Origin of the sequence: Delftia sp. Lp-1 (assembly GCF_020523835.1) — a bacterium.
Lineage (GTDB): Bacteria > Pseudomonadota > Gammaproteobacteria > Burkholderiales > Burkholderiaceae_C > Comamonas > Comamonas acidovorans.
On the sequence record NZ_JAJALJ010000003.1, the window covers coordinates 390847 to 408766 of the forward strand.

The 17920-nt window shown below is 68.7% G+C and carries 12 protein-coding genes; 6 read left to right on the forward strand and 6 right to left on the reverse strand.

Annotated features, from left to right (window positions below):
* Window positions 1-110: 110 nt before the first annotated feature.
* Together queA and LGR64_RS22795 are read right to left on the reverse strand one after the other, a co-directional pair.
* Window positions 111-1211 carry a tRNA preQ1(34) S-adenosylmethionine ribosyltransferase-isomerase QueA gene (gene queA / locus LGR64_RS22790; protein WP_034389929.1) on the reverse strand — a complete coding sequence of 367 codons (1101 nt, stop codon included), beginning with the start codon at window positions 1209-1211 and terminating at the stop codon, window positions 111-113.
* 98 nt (window positions 1212-1309) lie between these two features.
* A complete protein-coding gene (locus tag LGR64_RS22795) occupies window positions 1310-2569 on the reverse strand; it encodes an HD-GYP domain-containing protein (RefSeq protein WP_013804466.1) in 1260 nt (419 codons plus the stop codon).
* Between the two features lie 194 nt (window positions 2570-2763).
* Between LGR64_RS22795 and recG the strand changes: the two genes are divergently transcribed.
* From recG to ubiA, 6 genes are all read left to right on the forward strand, one after another.
* Window positions 2764-4980: an ATP-dependent DNA helicase RecG gene (recG, locus tag LGR64_RS22800; RefSeq protein WP_141830699.1), complete on the forward strand. Its 2217-nt coding sequence runs from the start codon at window positions 2764-2766 to the stop codon at window positions 4978-4980.
* A gap of 334 nt (window positions 4981-5314) precedes the next feature.
* The gene (locus tag LGR64_RS22805) at window positions 5315-6088 is read left to right on the forward strand and encodes an MHYT domain-containing protein (protein WP_141830697.1); all 774 of its coding nucleotides are present in this window, start codon (window positions 5315-5317) and stop codon (window positions 6086-6088) included.
* A 226-nt stretch (window positions 6089-6314) separates the two neighbouring features.
* Window positions 6315-7280, forward strand: coding sequence for a LysR substrate-binding domain-containing protein (locus tag LGR64_RS22810; protein ID WP_013804463.1), 966 nt, complete (start codon window positions 6315-6317; stop codon window positions 7278-7280).
* Between the two features lie 120 nt (window positions 7281-7400).
* Window positions 7401-8006, forward strand: coding sequence for a Dps family protein (locus LGR64_RS22815; protein ID WP_043822499.1), 606 nt, complete (start codon window positions 7401-7403; stop codon window positions 8004-8006).
* A 59-nt stretch (window positions 8007-8065) separates the two neighbouring features.
* Window positions 8066-8863, forward strand: a complete 798-nt coding sequence (locus LGR64_RS22820; protein WP_141830695.1) for a phosphatase PAP2 family protein — start codon at window positions 8066-8068, stop codon at window positions 8861-8863.
* A gap of 126 nt (window positions 8864-8989) precedes the next feature.
* A complete protein-coding gene (ubiA, locus tag LGR64_RS22825; RefSeq protein ID WP_043783182.1) occupies window positions 8990-9859 on the forward strand; it encodes a 4-hydroxybenzoate octaprenyltransferase in 870 nt (289 codons plus the stop codon).
* On the opposite strand, the gene LGR64_RS22830 is transcribed toward ubiA, so the two are convergent.
* From LGR64_RS22830 to LGR64_RS22845, 4 genes are all read right to left on the reverse strand, one after another.
* A complete protein-coding gene (locus LGR64_RS22830; RefSeq protein ID WP_141830693.1) occupies window positions 9792-12686 on the reverse strand; it encodes a DUF7948 domain-containing protein in 2895 nt (964 codons plus the stop codon). The genes ubiA and LGR64_RS22830 overlap by 68 nt on opposite strands.
* Window positions 12687-12919: 233 nt before the next feature.
* On the reverse strand, window positions 12920-15994 hold the full coding sequence (locus LGR64_RS22835) for an IPTL-CTERM sorting domain-containing protein (protein WP_230357054.1): 3075 nt from the start codon (window positions 15992-15994) through the stop codon (window positions 12920-12922).
* Window positions 15995-16250: 256 nt separating this feature from the next.
* On the reverse strand, window positions 16251-17090 hold the full coding sequence (gene proC / locus LGR64_RS22840; protein ID WP_034389940.1) for a pyrroline-5-carboxylate reductase: 840 nt from the start codon (window positions 17088-17090) through the stop codon (window positions 16251-16253).
* Window positions 17091-17122: 32 nt separating this feature from the next.
* Entirely contained in the window at window positions 17123-17914 is a 792-nt protein-coding gene (locus LGR64_RS22845; protein ID WP_034389942.1) for a VOC family protein, read from the reverse strand.
* Window positions 17915-17920 lie beyond the last annotated feature (6 nt).

The window sequence follows — 17920 nt, forward strand, 5'->3', positions numbered from 1 at the left end:
AAGCTGGCCGCGCCGCCCCGCACCGAGGGTGTCGCCGGCTGCCCGTATGCCCCCTCCCTCGCGAAGCGAGTAGAGAGGCGCCGTGCAACGGGGGGAAGGCGCGAAGCGACTCAGGGGGTGCTTTTCTTCTTCAACAGCATGGAGTCGCCATAGCTGAAGAAACGGTACTCCTGCGCAATCGCATGGCGGTACAGCGCCATCACCTGCTCATAGCCAGCGAAGGCGCTGACCAGCATCATCAGCGTGCTCTTGGGCAGGTGGAAGTTGGTGATCAGCAGATCGACCACCTGGTACTCGAAGCCGGGCGTGATGAAGATGCGCGTGTCGCCGGAGAACTGGCCTGTCTGGGCCCAGGACTCCAGCGTGCGCACCGTGGTCGTGCCCACGGCGACGACGCGGCCACCGCGCTGGCGGCAACGTTCCAGCGCAGCCAGCGTGGCCAGCGGGATCTCGTACCACTCGCTGTGCATCTGGTGGTCGGCCAGGTTCTCGGTCTTCACGGGCTGGAAGGTGCCGGCGCCCACGTGCAGCGTGACGCTGGCGCGCTCGATGCCGCGCTCGGCCAGACGGGCCAGCACGGCGTCGTCAAAGTGCAGGGCGGCCGTGGGCGCGGCCACGGCGCCGGGGCGGGCCGCGAAGACGGTCTGGTAGCGCTCGCTGTCTTCGGCGGCGTCGGGGTCGTTGCCTGTGTCCTGGTGGCGCTCGATATAGGGCGGCAGCGGCAGGTGGCCGAAGCGCTCCATCAGCTCGTGCGGCGTCTCGCCGCGCGGGCCTTCGAAGCTCAGGTGGAACAGCGGGCCGTTCTCGTCGGGCCAGCGGCCGCGCAGCACGGCGTCGAAGCCGCCGCGGTTCTTGCCGCCGCACAGGTGGATGCGCGAGCCGGGCAGGGGCTTCTTGCTGACGCGCATGTGAGCCACGACATCGTTGCCTTCGAGCACGCGCTCGACCAGCAGCTCCAGCCGGCCGCCGCTGGCCTTCTCGCCGAAGATGCGCGCCTTGAGCACGCGCGTGTCGTTGAACACCAGCAGGTCGCCGGGCTGCAGCAGGTCGGGCAGCTCGTGGAAGATGCGGTCGGTGGGCGGGGTGGCATCGTCGCGGCCGTCGAGCAGGCGAGAGGCGCTGCGCTGGGCGGCAGGATGCTGGGCGATCAGGTTCTCAGGAAGCTCGAAGTCGAAATCGCTGAGCGAAAACACACGGGACAGGGAGGACATGCAGTGCTTGAGGGCCGGACATGGCCCGTTCCAAGTTCGTTGAACGGAAGTCCGCCATTGTCGCAAACCCTGGGGTCATCCCCGGAATTTCGCGGCGGTCACTTGGCCATCTGGGCCTGTGTCTGGGGCTGGCGCTCGAACTCCAGCCACAGCGTCTCCAGATCCGGGAAGTCCCAGTTCACCGGGTCTTCGCGCGCGATGATGCGGTCGTTGCCCTGGCTCTCGGACAGGTCCTCGATCTCGGGCGTGATGCGGCAGGCCTGGCGCAGCGAATAGAACACCTTGACGCGCGGCGCCAGCAGGCTGCCCGGCGAGGCATCGACCACGACGGCCAGGCGCTGCGAATGCAGGCGCACCAGCGAGCCCAGCGGATAGATGCCCACGGTCTGCACGAACTGCTCGAACAGCCGCTTGTCGAAATGGCGGGGGCTCCACTCGGCCATGCGCCGCAGCGCCTCCGAGGGCGGCCAGCCCTTCTTGTAGGGCCGGTCTGAGGTGATGGCGTCGTACACATCGCAGATCGCCGTCATGCGCGCCAGCAGGCCGATGTCGCCCTGCTGCAGTCCGTCGGGGTAGCCGCTGCCGTCCACCTTTTCGTGGTGGTGCAGGCAGGCATCGATGACCTCGTCGTCCAGGCCCAGCGGGCGCAGCAGCTGCTCGCCATGGCGTGGGTGGGCACGCATCAGCGCCCATTCCGCATCGTCCAGCGGCCCGGGCTTGTTGAGCACGGCGACCGGGATCGCGGTCTTGCCAAGGTCGTGCATGAGGCCGGCCATGCCGGCCTTGCGCAGGCTGTGGTCGTCCAGGCCCATGCGCTTGGCCAGGGCCACCATCAGCGCGCACACGGCCAGGCTGTGCATGTAGGTGTAGTCGTCGGCCGTCTTCAGCCGTGCCAGGCCGATCAGGGCGTGGGGATTGCGCGCCACGGAGGCCGTCACATCGTCCACCAGCTGCCCGGCGGCCGTGGCGTCCACGGGCCGGCCCAGCCGCGCGTCGCTGAACAGGCGGCTGAGCAATTGCTTGGCCTGCACGCAGGTCTGCGCGGCGCGGCGCAGCTCGGTGGCGGTGGAAATGGGGGCCGTGCTCTGCTCGGAGACAGGGCGGGCGCTGTCCGGGATCTGGTGGCGAAGCTCGTCCTGCGGGTCAAAGCGCAGGCAAGGCACCTGGACACCTACGTCCAGGCCCTTGCGCACGTCGATCCAGACCTCCTGGATGGAGGTGGAGCGCAGGCGCTGGAGGTCGGCCTCGGAGCGGAGCAGGAAACGGGTTCGCCAAAAAGGATGCTCCATCCAGGAGCCGCAGAACTCGTGCAGGAACATGCCCAGAGTGACATGCTGGACATTGATACGCTTCAACATGGCATTCGGTGGCGGGGTAACACTACGTAACGTCAGCGTGCATGGTAGCGGCTTCCCCAGAGACCCGGGGCCTCAAGGGTGCTTTGGGCAAGGGCATCCGGCATGAACGTGGCGTGTTGCCTACACCTGTATATTCATACACTATGCTGCATGCCCGCCCATGCCCATGCGCATGCTCTGAAACAGGATAGCCCATGCCCTTGAACGTCTCCTCTGCCTTCCCAGATCTGGGGCGCGACGCCCCCGGCGGCAAGGCCGCGCGTGCCGGCAAGGGAAAGGCCGCAGGCAAGGGCGGCAAGGCAGCGGACAAAGCAGGAGACAAGCCCGCAGCCAGCGCCGCGCAGAAGGCGCTGCAGAAGATGGGCCTGGTGCGCGACATCGATCTGGCACTGCACCTGCCGCTGCGCTATGAGGACGAGACGCGCATCACCGCGCTGCGCAATGCCCGCGAGGGCGACACGGTGCAGATCGAGGCCACGGTGACCCACAGCGAGGTGCAACTGCGCCCGCGCCGCATGCTCAAGGTCACGGTGGACGATGGCACGGCCGAATGCGTGCTGACCTTCTTCAGCTTCTACCCCTCGCACCAGAAGACCCTGTCCGTTGGCGCGCGGCTGCGCATCCGCGGCGAGGTCAAGGGCGGCTTCTGGGGCCGGCAGATGCTGCACCCGGCGTTTCGCGCGGCGGGCGGCGACCTGCCCACTGCGCTCACGCCCGTCTATCCCACGGTGGCGGGTCTGCCCCAGGCCTACATCCGCCGCGCGGCGGTCACGGCCATGCTGCGCGCCGATCTCTCCGATACCCTGCCCCAGGGCGAGCATCCGCCCGTGGCGCAGTTCCATGGCAATGGCGGGCTGCCGCCACTGTTCAGCCTGCGCGATGCGCTGCAGTTCCTGCACCACCCCACGCCCGATGTGGCCCTGGCCACGCTGGAAGACCATTCGCACCCGGCCTGGCAGCGCCTGAAGGCCGAGGAGCTGCTGGCCCAGCAACTGTCCCAATACGAGGCCAAGCGCGAACGCGCGCGGCTCAGGGCGCCCGTGCTGCGCGCCCTGCCCATGGACAGCGCCCAGGGCCTGGCGCGCCAGTTCCTGGACCAATTGCCCTTTGGCCTGACCGGCGCCCAGCAGCGCGTGGTGGCCGAGATCCTTGCCGACATGGAGCGCCGCATGCCCATGCACCGGCTGCTGCAGGGCGATGTGGGATCGGGCAAGACCGTGGTGGCGGCGCTGTCGGCCGTGGCCTGCATCGAGGCCGGCTGGCAGTGCGCGCTGATGGCGCCCACCGAAATCCTGGCCGAGCAGCATTTCGGCAAGCTGGTCGGCTGGCTGGAGCCGCTGCTGGCCCCGCTGGGCAAGCGCGTGGCCTGGCTGGCCGGCGCGCAGAAGAAGAAGGAACGCACCGCCATGCTGGAGCTGGTCCACAGCGGCGAGGCGGCCCTGGTCGTGGGCACGCATGCCGTCATCCAGGACCAGGTGCAGTTCAAGAACCTGGCGCTGGCCGTCATCGACGAGCAGCACCGCTTCGGCGTGGCCCAGCGGCTGGCGCTGCGCCAGAAGCTCGCGGCCTCGGGCATGGAGCCCCATCTGCTGATGATGAGCGCCACCCCGATACCGCGCACCCTGGCCATGAGCTACTACGCCGACCTGGATGTGTCCACCATCGACGAACTGCCGCCGGGCCGCACGCCCATCGTCACCAAGCTCATTGCCGACAGCCGCAAGGACGAGGTCATCGAGCGCATAGGCGCCCAGGTCGCGGAAGGACGCCAAGTCTACTGGGTCTGCCCGCTGATCGAGGAAAGCGAGGCGCTGGACCTGTCCAACGCCACGGCCACCCATGCCTATCTGAGCGAGATGCTGCCCGACGTCATGGTCGGCCTGCTGCACTCGCGCATGCCCACGGCCGAGAAGAAGGCCGTGATGGAGCTGTTCTCCGCCGGGGTCATGGGCGTGCTGGTCTCCACCACGGTGATCGAAGTGGGCGTTGATGTGCCCAACGCCTCGCTTATGGTCATCGAGCATGCGGAGCGCTTCGGCCTGTCGCAGTTGCACCAGCTGCGCGGGCGCGTGGGGCGGGGGGCGGCGGCCTCGGCCTGCGTGCTGCTGTATTCGGTGGGAGACAGCGGGCGCCTGGGCGAGACGGCCAAGGACCGGCTGCGCGCCATGGCCGAGACCAACGACGGCTTCGAGATCGCGCGGCGCGACCTGGAGATCCGCGGCCCCGGGGAATTCCTGGGCGCGCGCCAGTCCGGCGCTCCCATGCTGCGTTTCGCCGACCTGGAGCAGGACCTCATGCTGCTCGACTGGGCACGCGAACTGGCGCCGCGCATGCTGGAGCAGCACCCGCAACTGGCCCAGCGCCATGTGGGCCGCTGGCTGGGCGGCAAGGCCGAATTCCTCAAGGCCTGATCGGCCCGTTCCATTCCTGTCGGGTGGCTGTGTTACGTATTTTTACGTGTCCGGGCGCTGCCTGGCGGCTGCATCTTCCGCAGGCCTGCAGCCCGCGCCAGACATGGTTTCCACACGCGTTGTAGCCATCGAAATGGAGCGCTTCATGCCGTCCTGGCGGTGACAGCGTCGTCCCGTTACGGCATTGAATATTTGTGACCTTTTGGTACATTGAGTCACAAAAAACAGGGTAGCTCCATCCGGGAGGGGATGGCCTGCCAAGCCTCCCCCACGGGAGGACGGCCGCGATCACTCTTGTGTTGTCCCATTTTTCTGCGAATGAGGAGCTGCCAACATGAATGAAGCCGTTCAAGCGAATGAGATCGTCGAGACCTCCTGGCGCATGGGCCTGGTGGTCCTGTCCTATGGCATTGCCGTATTGGGCTCCTTCGTGGCCCTGACTGCGGCGCAGCGCATCCGGGGACGCGAGGGCATCAGCTGGCTGAACCTGCTGGCGGCGGGCACGGCGCTGGGCGGCATCGGCGTGTGGTCCATGCATTTCACGGGCATGCTGGCGCTGAACCTGGGCATGGGTTCGGGCTACTCCATGGTCGAAACCCTGCTGTCCCTGTGCGCCGCCGTTGCCGCCACCTCGGTGGCGCTGGCCTTTGTCGCGCGGCGGCCCGAAAGCGGGGCGCGCGTGCTGGCCGCTGGCACCCTGCTGGGCCTGGGCGTGGCCTTCATGCATTACCTGGGCATGTATGGCATGCGCTTTCCGGGCTTCATCGTCTGGTCCGTTCCCACCGTGCTGCTGTCCGTAGGCATCGCCGTGGCCGCGGCCAGCGCCGCGCTGTGGCTGTCGTTTCGCACCAGCTCGCCGGGCATGCGTGCGCTGGCCGCCGCCGTCATGGGCGCGGCGGTCTGTTCCATGCACTACACCGGCATGGCCGCAGCGGACTTCGTATGCATTTCAGAGGCACAGCGTTATGCTAGGCCGCAAGGCTTTGCCGTGATCAGCGCCCTGGACCTTCCGGTCTTTACCGTGATCGTGGCCATAGGCCTGGCTGCATTGATAGGCATGGACCAGCTCATGCAGCAACGCGACCGGATGCGCCGGCCGTTGCACTAGGTGGATAAATACAAAAAGCCGGCGGGTCGGGGAGCGCGCAGTGGTCATGCGCGGACGAGGACTGGCACAATCGAATTAGGACAAATCCTAGAACCTGTGCAGGAACTTTTTAGGGGAGCACCCCGGCAAGCGGGCCGCAAGGCCTGATTGCACAAAGGTTCCGGCACAGGTTCTTGGTGTAAGACCATCGTATTTTCCGAGGCTCCCTCCCAGACACAGCTCGCCAATGACACTTACCGAACTCAAATACATCGTGGCCGTGGCACGTGAAAAGCATTTTGGCCGCGCCGCCGAAGCCTGTTATGTGTCCCAGCCCACGTTGTCCGTGGCGATCAAGAAGCTGGAGGAGGAGCTCGATGTCAAGCTCTTCGAGCGCAGTGCCGGCGAAGTGTCGGTCACGTCGCTGGGCGAGGAGATCATCCGTCAGGCGCAAAGCGTGCTGGAGCAGGCCGCCGAGATCAAGGAAATCGCCAAGCGCGGCAAGGACCCGCTGTCCGGCGTGCTCACCCTGGGTGTGATCTACACCATCGGCCCCTACCTGCTGCCGGACCTGGTGCGCAACTCCATCATGCGCACGCCGCAGATGCCGCTGATGCTGCAGGAGAACTACACCATCAAGCTGCTGGAGATGCTGCGCACCGGCGAGATCGACTGCGCCATCGTCGCCGAGCCCTTCCCCGACACCGGCCTGGCGCTGGCGCCGCTGTACGACGAGCCCTTCATGGCCGCCGTTCCCAGCACCCATGCGCTGGCCCAGAAGGACCACGTCTCCACCAGCGATCTCAAGAACGAGACCATGCTGCTGCTGGGCTCGGGCCACTGCTTCCGCGACCATGTGCTCCAGGTCTGCCCCGAGTTCGCACGCTATGCCAGCAATGCCGAAGGCATTCGCCGCACCTTCGAAGGCTCGTCGCTGGAGACCATCAAGCACATGGTGGCCGCCGGCATGGGCGTGACCCTGGTGCCGCGCCTGTCCGTGCCCGCCGATGCGCTGGAGACCACGGCGCGCCGCCGCAAGACCGACGAGCCGCACATCCGCTACCTGCCCATCCTCGAGGACGACGGCTCGGCCCCGCCGACACGCCGCGTGGTCCTGGCCTGGCGCCGCAGCTTCACGCGCTACGAGGCCATCGCCGCCCTGCGCAACGCCGTCTACGCCTGCGCCTTGCCCGGCGTCAAACGCCTGTCCTGATGACCGCACCGGCGCGCGCGCCGGGCCTGTGGGGCCGCTGCGCTTGCGTTATCGTTGCAACTGGCTCCCGGGCGACCTGCCGGGAGCATCTTCCGTTTGTACGAAGCTGAAAGGGATCCCATGGCCAAAAATGCCAGCAAAGACAAGTCCGGTGCAAAGAAGCCAGAGGCCGTGCAGGCCGACAAGGCGGACAAGGCAGTGCAGCCTGCAAAGGCCGCGCTGGCCGACGTGGCACCGGCGTCCGTGCGCTCCTCCGCCATCCATATCGGCATCAGCGACAAGGACCGCGCGGCCATCGCCAAGGGCCTGTCGGCCCTGCTGGCCGACACCTACACGCTGTATCTGACCACGCACAATTTCCACTGGAACGTCACCGGCCCGATGTTCAACACGCTGCACACCATGTTCATGGGGCAGTACACGGAGCTGTGGAACGCCGTCGACCCCATCGCCGAGCGCATCCGTGCGCTGGGCCATTTCGCGCCGGGCTCCTATGCCGACTTCGGCAAGCTCACCAGCCTGGCCGACGTGCCCCACGACCCGCCCAAGGCCCTGGAGATGGTGCGCATCCTGGTCGCCGGCCACGAGGCCGTGGCCCGCACGGCGCGCAGCCTGTTCCCCCTGGCCGACAAGGCCAGCGACGAACCCACGGCCGACCTGCTGACCCAGCGCCTGACCGTGCACGAGCAGACCGCCTGGATGCTGCGCGCCCTGCTCGAAGACTGATGCTGCGCAAACCCCAGTCTTCCCGCGTACCCACCCTGGCCCGGGAGTGATGCCACCGCATGCTCTGGACCTGGATTGACGCACACGCCGCCACGGGCGGCCTGTGCCTGGTACTGGCCGCCCTGGGCGGCCTTTTTTTCTATCTGCGCCTGCCTGCCACGGCCCGGCTGCGCCACGCAGGCCTGCCCATGCCGCGGGCCGCATGGCTGGGCCTGGCTGCCGCCGGCGTGCTGGCCTTGCTGGCACTGGCCGTGATGGTGCGCGACATGCTGGGCCTGGCCCAGCCCGCAGGCTGCGCCACCTGCACCGACTGGCCGGTGCTCGACGAGGCCCTGCACCTGTGGCTGGCCGGCCATGCCACCGATGCCTGGGTGCGCCCCGTGGTCGCCTTCACCCAACTGGGCAATGTGGCCTGGATGGTGTCGCTGTCGGCCGCCGTGCTGGCGCTGCTGCTGTGGCGGCGCGACTGGCTGCATGCGGCCGCCTGGGTGGTGGCCACGGCTGGCGTGGGCCTGTGGATACGCGCCATCAAGACCAGCGTGGGCCGTCCGCGCCCCGTGGGTGGCTGGGTGCCTGAAGGCGGCTTCAGTTTCCCCAGCGGCCACAGCGCGGGCACCTTCGTGCTCTACCTGATGCTGGCCTGGCTGCTGCTGCCGTACCTGCGCCCGGCCTGGCGCTGGCCCGTGGGCCTGGCGGCCCTGGCTGTCGCCCTGGGCGTGGGCACCAGCCGCGTGGTGCTGCGCGTGCACTATGCCAGCGATGTGCTGGCCGGCTGGCTGCTGGGCCTGGCCTGGATGGCGCTGGTGATCTGTGCCGTGGAGTGGGCGCAAACCCGCGTTGCCGGCAGGCGCTGCTGAGGCGCGCCGCCGAGCCTGCCCGCCCAGCGGCGACAATGCGGGCATTTTCGAATGTGATGCGTGCGATGGTCGGCCCACGGCCGCCATCGGCGCCCAGACGCCATGCCCACCACCTCCTCTACGCCCATGCCTGCGCCCCGGCGCAGCAAACTGTCGCTCTACCTGGACCTGGTCCGCTTCAACCGGCCGGCCGGCTGGCTGGTCCTGGTCTGGCCCACGCTGGCCGCACTGTGGGTGGCAGCGGGCGGGTTTCCGGGCTGGCATCTGCTGGTGGTCTTCGTGCTGGGCACGGTGCTGATGCGCAGCGCCGGCTGCTGCATCAACGACATCGCCGACCGCGACTTCGACCGCCACGTCAAGCGCACCACGCAGCGGCCCATCACCTCGGGGCAGGTCTCGGTCAAGGAGGCCGCGCTGCTGGGCGCAGCCCTGGCCCTGGTCTCGCTGGGCCTGGTGCTGACCACGCGCTGGGAGGCCGTGGCCTGGTCCGTGCCCGCCGTGCTGTTCACCATCCTCTATCCGTTCACCAAGCGCTTCTTCGCCATGCCCCAGGCCTTCCTGGGCATTGCCTTCAACTTCGGCATCGTCATCGCCTTCGCCGCCGTGCAGGGCCAGGTGCCGGCCACGGCCTGGATTCTGTGGCTCGCCAACATGTTCCTGGTGCTGGCCTATGACACCGAATACGCCATGGTGGACCGCGACGACGACCTCAGGATCGGCATGAAGACCTCGGCCATCACCCTGGGCCGCTTCGACGTGGTGGCCGTCATGGGCTTTTTCGTGCTCTGCGGCCTGCTCACCGTCTGGGCGCTGGCGCCCTATGGCCTGGCCTGGCCTTTCTGGCTGGGCCTGGCCGTGGCCGCGGCCCAGGTGATCTGGCACTTCACCCTGATCCGCCACCGCACGCGCGAGGGCTGCTTCGTCGCCTTCAGCAAGAGCCACTGGATCGGTGCCAGCCTGTTCGCGGGCGTGGCGCTGGGGTTCGCCTTGCGCTGAAGGCGCCACGCCGCCGCAGTGCGTGCGCTCCGCAGCCTGCCGCCATGGCACCCAGCAGTGCCAGCTGCCAGGCGCCGAGTGCGGGAATGGGCGCCGGAGCGGGCGGTGGCACGGGTGGAGTCACAGGTGGGTCTACAGGTGGGTCTACAGGTGGATCCACAGGAGGATCTACGGGTGGATCTACAGGAGGATCTACGGGGAGCGGCAGGGTAGGCGGCACCACCGCAGTCAGCGCGATGTCCTGCGCCACCTCGGTGGCCGGCATCCACCGTGCATCGCCGGGCTGGCTGGCGGTCACCGTGCAGATGCCTTCGCCTGCCATCGTGACCCTGTTGCCCGAGACCGTGCAGATGCCTGGGGTCGTGCTGGCGTATTCCACCGGCAGGCCGGAGCTGGCCGTGGCGGGCGGGTCGATGGCAAAGACCGTTCCCGCCTCGAAGGACCGGCTGGCCTGTGCCGGGAAGCGGATGGCCTGGGCTCTGCGGATGCGGACATCGGCGCTTGCGTCGGCGGGCAGCCAGTGGGCATTGCCCGCCTGGCGGGCCACCAGGGTGCAGATGCCGCTATCGATCATCGTGACCGTGGTGCCCGAGACGGTGCAGACGGCCGGGGTGGCGCTGCCGTAGTCCACCGGCAGGCCGGAGCTGGCCGTGGCGGGAGGGTCTATGGTGAAGGTGGAGCCAGGGCTGCCGAGGACCTGGCTGGCCTGTGGCCCAAAGGTGATGGTCTGGGGGGAGAGGGCGCGCAGGTCCACGGTCAGGAGTGAGACAAAGGCATCAGGGTTCGTGAACTGTGCTCCGGAGTAGCCCCCGGCCAGAAGCTCGCCAGAAGCAGTGATGTGCAGCGCGGTGACACCATCCAGGCCGCTTGCGCCCAGGTAGGTGCTTTGCTCCAAGGTGCGCAGATCGTCCGACAGGCGTGCCACGTAGCCGGTTTGAAATCCACCACCGTAGACAGGCTCAATGGCGCCCGCCATGCCGGGAAAATTGTCGGATGAGGTGTTGCCGGCCACCAGGATCTCGCCCGAAGGAGCGATGGCCAGGGCAGCGATCCAGTCTGGGTTTGCGCCGCCCAGATAGGTGCTCTGCAACAGGGTGCGCAGATCGGCGGACAGCCTTGTGATGTAGCCGGGGTAGTTGCCATTGCTGGCAGGCTGCGCACCACCGCTCGTGCCAGGAAAGGCAGAGGACGATGTTTGCCCGGCTGCCACGATCTCTCCCGAGGGGTGGAAGGCCAATGCCGAGAGTGTCTCCCAGCCGTTCCCCCCCAGGTAGGAGCTGCGCACCAGGGTGCGCAGATCGCCTGAAAGCAATGCGATGAAGCCGTCGGCATCGCCGCTGATGTCTGGCTGGGCTGCGTGCGCCGTGGCAGGCAGATCGGGGGATTGGGTCTGCCCGCCGGCGAGTATCTCTCCTGAAGGTCCGATGGCGATATTGGAGATACTCTCCGCTCCCGTCCCGCCCAGATAGGTGCTTTGCACCACGGTGCGCAGGTCGGCGGACAGGCGCATGACGAAGCCGTCACGATCGGCGCTGAGGGCGGGCTGGGCTCCGTTGGCCGCGCGGGGCAGGTCCTTGGCAAGGGTGTCCCCGGCCACCACGACCTCCCCCGAGGCAGGAAGGGCCAGGGCAGTGGCGACCACCCAGCCGTCTCCGGTCAGATAGGTGCTCTGCTCCAGGGTGCGCAGGTCGCCGGAAAGCCGGGCGACGAAGCCCGCAGGAACGCTGAGCGACACAGGCTGTGCTCCCCCGGCCGTGCCGGGAAAATCGCTGGTCATCGTCTCGCCGCTTACCACCACGTCACCCGACGCCGTGACGGCCAGTGCGTGGATCTGGCTGCCCCACGACCCGCTCAGGTAGGTGCTCTGTATCAGGCGGCTCAGATCACTGGACAGCCGGGCGACGAAGCCATGCAATGCAAATATGCCAGGGGGGCTCGCAGGCTGCGCTCCACCCGCAGTGCCGGGGAATCGGTTGGAAAGGGTAGTGCCGGCCAGCAGCACGTCGCCTGAAGGGGCGGCTGTGGCTATGGCCTCTATCCAGGAACTCTCGGGGCTGCCCAGATAGATGCTCTGCAGCAGTGGATCGATCACCAGCGGCAGCGCCCGGTCATACGCTCCCAGTGCGAACCCGTAGCCATCGCCCTGGCTGTTGAGCGCGTACTGCACGGGCACCTCCACGCGCTGCCCAGCAACTTCCTGGAAGGCCACGGGCGCGGTATAGGCCACATCGCCATGGCCTGTGGCGGCCACCAGTTCGCCGCCTTCGCCCAGGCGCAGGGACAGCGCGCCGTCCACGCGCACCTGGATCTGCCCGGGGTCAGCCTGCGGCGCCACGTGAAAGAGCTTTTCCACATTGGTGCCGCGCACGGCCAGCTCCACCTGCACGCCGGGCCAGGCCTGGCCCAGGTGGAGGTTGCGGTAGGTGGCCGGCTGGTAGCGGTGCGGGCCGCTGAAGCGGGTGATCTGGGTGCCGGCTGCCTCGCCGCCCGAGGGCGACAGCGGCAGCGCGCCGACCAGGGTTTCCGTGAGACTCCAGCCGGGCCGCAGGATGGGGGCGCTCTTGGGCGCACCGCCGGCCGCTTTGCTTCTTGCCCAGTCCGCCAGCCGTCCCGTGTCGGGCCCGGGCAGGCCGTACACGATCTGCCCCTGGTGCGTGACATGGACGGCGCCCGCGAAGGTCCGGCCCATGAAGGCCACGGCCGGGTCGAACTGGCCGCTGTTGGCTTCGAAGGGCATGGACAAGCCCTGCAGGGCCTGCTTCGCATGCTGCAACTGCGCCGCACCGGGTCTCTCACCCGGCGCTGCATGGGCGGTGCTGGCGGCCATGCATGCGGCTGCTGCCATGGCGAGCCAGAGGAGGGCTGGGCGACTTGTGCTGCGCCACCGGAGCCAGGGCGCAGGCTGAAGAAAGAGGCTCATGGGGTCTCCCTGAATGCGGCCGCCCCGAGGCAAGCCTGCCTCCGGGCGTGAGCCCCGCAGGCGGAGGCCTGGCGGGGCCGGGTTCCTGGGGCGTGACCGGCACGGGGGCTATCCCCTCCTGCCCGGCCACGCGTGCGTTGCTAGCGAGCGCTGCTATGGCGCGCCCGGCGGCGCAGCGAGATGGCGCCAAGGCCTGCCGCCAGCGTGCCCAGCCAGACCAGGGCCCAGGGGCCCAGGGTGGGCACGGGCACGGGGGACGCAGCGCCGGGTCCCGGGCCGGGTGCGGGAGGAGGAGGTGGCGGGAGTGGCGACGGAGGTGAAACGGTGCTGGCCACCAGTTCGATGTCCTGCGACACGTCAGTGGCCGCCAGCCACAGCGTGTTGCCCGGCTGGCTGGCTGTGAGCCTGCAGGTGCCTGCGCTGACCATGGTCACCGTGGCGCCCGAGACCGTGCAAACGCCGGGCGTGGTGCTGGCGTAGTCCACCGGCAGGTTCGAACTGGCCGTGGCGGGCGGGCCGAGGTCGAAGCTGGCGCCGGCCGTGAAGGGCTGGTCGGCCTGGGCCGGGAAGGAGATCACCTGCGGCCTGCGGATCTGCAGGGTCACGAAGATGCCGTTGGCTGCCAGCCACTGGCCGGGCACGCTGGGCAGCCAGGCCTCCAGCATGCAGGGGCCCGCATCCACCATGGTGACCGTGGTGCCCGAGACGGTGCACACGGCCGGCGTATGGGCGGTGTAGTTCACGGCCAGGCCGGAATTGGCCGTGGCGATCGGGCTGATCTGGAAGGTGTCGCCGGTCGCGGTAAGCACCTGATCGGCCTGGGGCGGGAAGGTGATGGCCTGGGGGGAGACGGCGCGCAGGTCGGCGGACAGGCGTGTGATGAAGCCGTCTGCAGTGCCTGCATTGGTCTCCTGTGCGCCACCGGCCATGCCCGGCAGGTTGCGGGATTGGGTATAGCCGCCCACCACCACTTCCCCGGAGGGCGTGGTGGCCAATGCGGTGATGTGATCATCGGACTCGCCGCTCAGGAAGGTGCTTTGCTCCAGCGTGCGCAGGTCGGCGGACAGGCGTGTGACAAAGCCGCTCTGGAAGCCGAAGCTGACGCGAACCGGCTGTGCACCGCCTTCTGTGCCCGGAAAGCCGGAGAATCGGGTATGGCCGCCCACCACCACCTCCCCGGAGGGCGTGATGGCCAATGCGGTGATGTCGTCAGAGTCCGCGGCACCCAGGTAGGTGCTCTGCCCCAGCGTGCGCAGGTCCCCGGACAGAAGTGTGACGAAGCCGTCGCTGGGGTTGCCGCGGATGAAGTAGTAATCCGGCTGTGCGCCGCCTGCCGTGCCCGGCAGGTCGTTTGAACCGGTAGATCCGCCCACCACCACTTCCCCGGAGGGCGTGATGGCCAATGCTGTGATGGCGTCATTGGCCGCTCCACCCAGGTAGGTGCTCTGTTTCAGCGTGCGCAGATCGGCGGACAGGCGTGTGATGAAGCCGTCCTCCCGTCCGAGGAGGACGTTGTCCGACCCAGGCTTGGGCTGGGCGCTGCCGGTGGTGGCAGGCAGGTTGGGGGAAGTTGTGGAGCCGGCGACCAGCACGTCCCCCGAAGGCGTGAGGGCCAGCGCCGTAGGCGAGTCTGCTCCGGTGATATAGGTGCTGCGCACCAGCGTGCGCAGGTCTGCCGATAGCAGGGCCGCAAAGCCGTTGCGGGTATTTGGCGCTACGTCCGCAATGGCGCCCTGTGCCGTACCGGGGAAATCGGAGGACTCCGTAGATCCGCCCACCACGATGTCGCCCGAGGGGGTGATGGCCAGGGCTGTCAGGCTGTCCCCACCGCTTCCCCCCAGATAGGTGCTCTGCACCAGGGTGCGCAGATCGGCCGACAGGCGTGTGACAAAGCCGCTGCGTGCGCCTGGATTTGCCGGTTGCGCTCCGTTCACCGCGCCAGGAAGATTTCCGCTCGAGGTGTCGCCCGCCACCACCACATCGCCCGAGGGCAAGATGGCCATGCTGGGGAAGTGGAAGTCTCCTCCATCGTTCATGCCCAGATAGGAGCTTTGCTCCAGGGTGCGCAGGTCGCCGGACAGGCGTGCCACAAAGAGGTGAACGTTGGTCGCTGAGGGGGCCAGAGCCCCGCCGGCCGTGCCGGGGAAATCGCTGGAGCGGGTTATGCCGGCCACCAGCACCTGCCCCGCAGGGGCCAGGGCCAGGGCGGTGATGGCATCGTTGCCAGACCCGCCAAGGTGGGTGCTCTGTAGGAAGGGGTCGATCACCAGCGGCAGCGCCTGATCATAGGCCCCCAGCGCAAAGCCGTAGCCATCGCCCCGGCTGTTGAGAGCGTACTGCACGGGCACGTGTACGCGCCGCCCCGCAACTTCCTGGAACGCCACGGGCGCCGTATAGGCCACATCGCCATGACCTGTGGCGGCCACCAGTTCGCCGCCTTCGCCCAGGCGCAGGGACAGCGCGCCGTCCACGCGCACCTGGATCTGCCCGGGGTCGGCCTGCGGGGCCACGTGAAAGAGCTTTTCCACATTGGCGCCGCGCACGGCCAGTTCCACCTGCACGCCGGGCCAGGCTTGGCCCAGGTGCAGGTTGCGGTAGGTGGCCGGCTGATAGCTGTGGGGGCCGCTGAAGCGGGTGATCTGGGTGGCGGCGGCCTCGCCGCCCGTGGGCGACAGCGGCAGCGCGCCGGCCAGGGTTTCGGTGAGGCTCCAGCCGGACAGGGGCTGGGTGGCTGGCGGGGTCTGGGACGGTGCCTGGGGTTGGGTGCCTGCGGGCGCCTTGGGCGGTTTCTTGGGGGGTGCTTGGGGGGGGGCCTGGGGAGGCATCTCGGGCGGGGGGGCCGAGGTCACGCCCTGCTGCTGCGCGGGCGCGGCCAGGCTGTAGACGATCTGGCCCTGGCGGGTGACGTGGATCGCGCCCGCGAAGGTGCGGCCCGTGAAGGCCACGGCAGGGTCGAACTGGCCGCTGTTGGCCTCGAACGGCACGGACAGGCCCTGCAGGGCCTGCTGCGCGTGCGGTATCTGCCGGGCCTGGGCGGAGCCATGTGCTGGGGCATGGGCTGGTGAGTGCGCTGGTGTGTGCGCGCGGTGGTGGGCAGGACTTTGGGAGGGGCCGGGTACTGCGTGGGCCAGGCCGGTCGATGCCCAGAGCAGGCATGCCGCCAGGGCCGGCTTGCTGCGGCGCCGCCTGGGCACGGAAGGGGGATGGAAACGCATGCTTTCTCCTTGAATGCAGCGAATCCAAGGCAAGCCATGGACAGGGGCGGGCAGGCGATGCACGTCCCGCCGAGGCGGATGCTTGGTGGAAACTGCGGTGGCAGGTCATGACCGGCGCGGGGCTTTCCGCGCTGCCGGTCAATTGCCGATTTCTACCGAGTGCCGCTTGCTTCCACCATCAGAACTATCTGGTTTTTGCAGGAATCTGGCGCACCGTCCCCTTGCCACCACAAAGAGGGGCGCGCGCGGGCGTGTCCTACCTGCCGAATTCGGCGGCCAGCTCCTTGGCCCGTGTTTCCGCTGCCCGCATGGCGGCCACGAAATGCTCGGGCACCTGTTGCGCCTGCATGTGGGTGATGGCGGCGTGGGTGGTGCCGCCCTTGCTGGTCACGCGCTGGCGCAGCACGTCGGCGCTTTCGGTGGAGCGGGCGGCCAGTTCCGATGCGCCCTGGAAGGTGGCCACGCCCAGGCGGTAGGACTGCTCGGCCGTGAGGCCCATGTCAACGCCGGCCTGTGTCATGGCTTCGAGGAACAGGAAGACATAGGCCGGGCCCGAGCCCGATAGGGCGGTCACGGCGTCCAGGTGCGCTTCCTGGTCGACCCAGACGAACTGGCCCGTGGTGGCAACGACCTGCTCGATGGCGCTCTTGCCTGCGGCATCGACCTGGGCGCGGGCGAACAGGCCCGTCATGCCCTTGCCCACCAGGGCCGGCGTATTGGGCATGGCGCGCACGATGCGGCCCGTGCCCAGCCACTGGGCGATGGAGTCCGTGGGAATGCCGGCGGCCACGCTCAGGTGCAGGGCCTGGGCGGTATGCGGCGCCACGGCCTGGGCGGCTTCCTTGAAGGTCTGGGGCTTGACGGCCCAGACCACGATGCCGGCACCGTCCAGCGCGCTGGCGGCGGCCGCGGCATCGGCATGCGCCGTGATGCCGAAGTTCGTGCGCAGCGCGTCGCGCGCAGCCTCGAAGGGTTCGACGACGACGATGCGGTCTGCGGATTGGCCCTGGCCGATCAGTCCGCCGATGATGGCGCTGGCCATGTTGCCGCCACCGATGAAGGCGATGACAGGGGAGGCTGTGGAAACGGTGTTCATGCTGGTGGCGGTGGAGAAGGAAAACGAAGAGTTTAGAGCGTGTTCCCACCGTGCCAGCGCATGTCCACGCCATGGCTGGTGGCCAGGTCCAGGGGCTGTGCCGGGGCGCCGGGCCGCTGGCGCAGGGTGAGCGCGCAAGGGCCCTCTCCGCGCGTGGCAAGGCGCTGGCGCAGTGCGTCGGAGGCCGCCAGTGCCTGCGCGCCTTGCAGCAGCAGGTCGAACCCCGGCAATGCCAGCCGCGCGCCCTGGTTGTCCAGCCTCTCCAGCTGCAGGCCCGGGCCCAGCAGCGCCCGGTAGCGGTCCAGGCTGGCGTCCAGATCGTGCACAGCGACGGTCAGCGAGGCCACGCCCAGCGCGCCGTTGGGATGCTCGCGCACGCTGCCCTCGGGCACGCGCAGGGCGCGCGGCGTGACGTCGCCGCACAGGAAGGGCAAGTCGGGCGTGGCGTGGCGCGCCGTCTGCCACAGCAGTTGCGCGCCGTCGGGGCGCACGCGGCCTCCGTCCACGGGGCCGACCAGGGTATCCAGCCCCCGCCCGCGTGCCTCGGCCAGCGCCTGGGCGGTGCTTTGGGGCAGCAGGGCGAAGTCCACCAGCCCCTCGCCATGGTCGCGCAGCGTGCGGTACCAGCGCTCTTCGGGCGCCGGGGCGGTCCAGGCAATGATCTCCAGGTAGGCGCCGTCGGCAAACACGACCAGCGCGTTGTGCGAGGTGCGGCCCGGATGGCGGCCGCCGATGGCGACCTGGAAGCCCAGCGCGCGGTAGTCCGCCACGGCGGCCTCGAGGTCCTGCACGGCGATGACGATGTGGTCCAGCGGAAGTGCCATGAAAGC

Bases quoted from the DNA above. Each gene is read 5' to 3' on its own strand.
- queA (WP_034389929.1), bottom strand. From the start codon at position 1,211: ATGTCCTCCCTGTCCCGTGTGTTTTCGCTCAGCGATTTCGACTTCGAG.
- LGR64_RS22795 (WP_013804466.1), bottom strand. From the start codon at position 2,569: ATGTTGAAGCGTATCAATGTCCAGCATGTCACTCTGGGCATGTTCCTG.
- recG (WP_141830699.1), top strand. From the start codon at position 2,764: ATGCCCTTGAACGTCTCCTCTGCCTTCCCAGATCTGGGGCGCGACGCC.
- LGR64_RS22805 (WP_141830697.1), top strand. From the start codon at position 5,315: ATGAATGAAGCCGTTCAAGCGAATGAGATCGTCGAGACCTCCTGGCGC.
- LGR64_RS22810 (WP_013804463.1), top strand. From the start codon at position 6,315: ATGACACTTACCGAACTCAAATACATCGTGGCCGTGGCACGTGAAAAG.
- LGR64_RS22815 (WP_043822499.1), top strand. From the start codon at position 7,401: ATGGCCAAAAATGCCAGCAAAGACAAGTCCGGTGCAAAGAAGCCAGAG.
- LGR64_RS22820 (WP_141830695.1), top strand. From the start codon at position 8,066: ATGCTCTGGACCTGGATTGACGCACACGCCGCCACGGGCGGCCTGTGC.
- ubiA (WP_043783182.1), top strand. From the start codon at position 8,990: ATGCCTGCGCCCCGGCGCAGCAAACTGTCGCTCTACCTGGACCTGGTC.
- LGR64_RS22830 (WP_141830693.1), bottom strand. From the start codon at position 12,686: ATGGCCGCCAGCACCGCCCATGCAGCGCCGGGTGAGAGACCCGGTGCG.
- LGR64_RS22835 (WP_230357054.1), bottom strand. From the start codon at position 15,994: ATGCGTTTCCATCCCCCTTCCGTGCCCAGGCGGCGCCGCAGCAAGCCG.
- proC (WP_034389940.1), bottom strand. From the start codon at position 17,090: ATGAACACCGTTTCCACAGCCTCCCCTGTCATCGCCTTCATCGGTGGC.
- LGR64_RS22845 (WP_034389942.1), bottom strand. From the start codon at position 17,914: ATGGCACTTCCGCTGGACCACATCGTCATCGCCGTGCAGGACCTCGAG.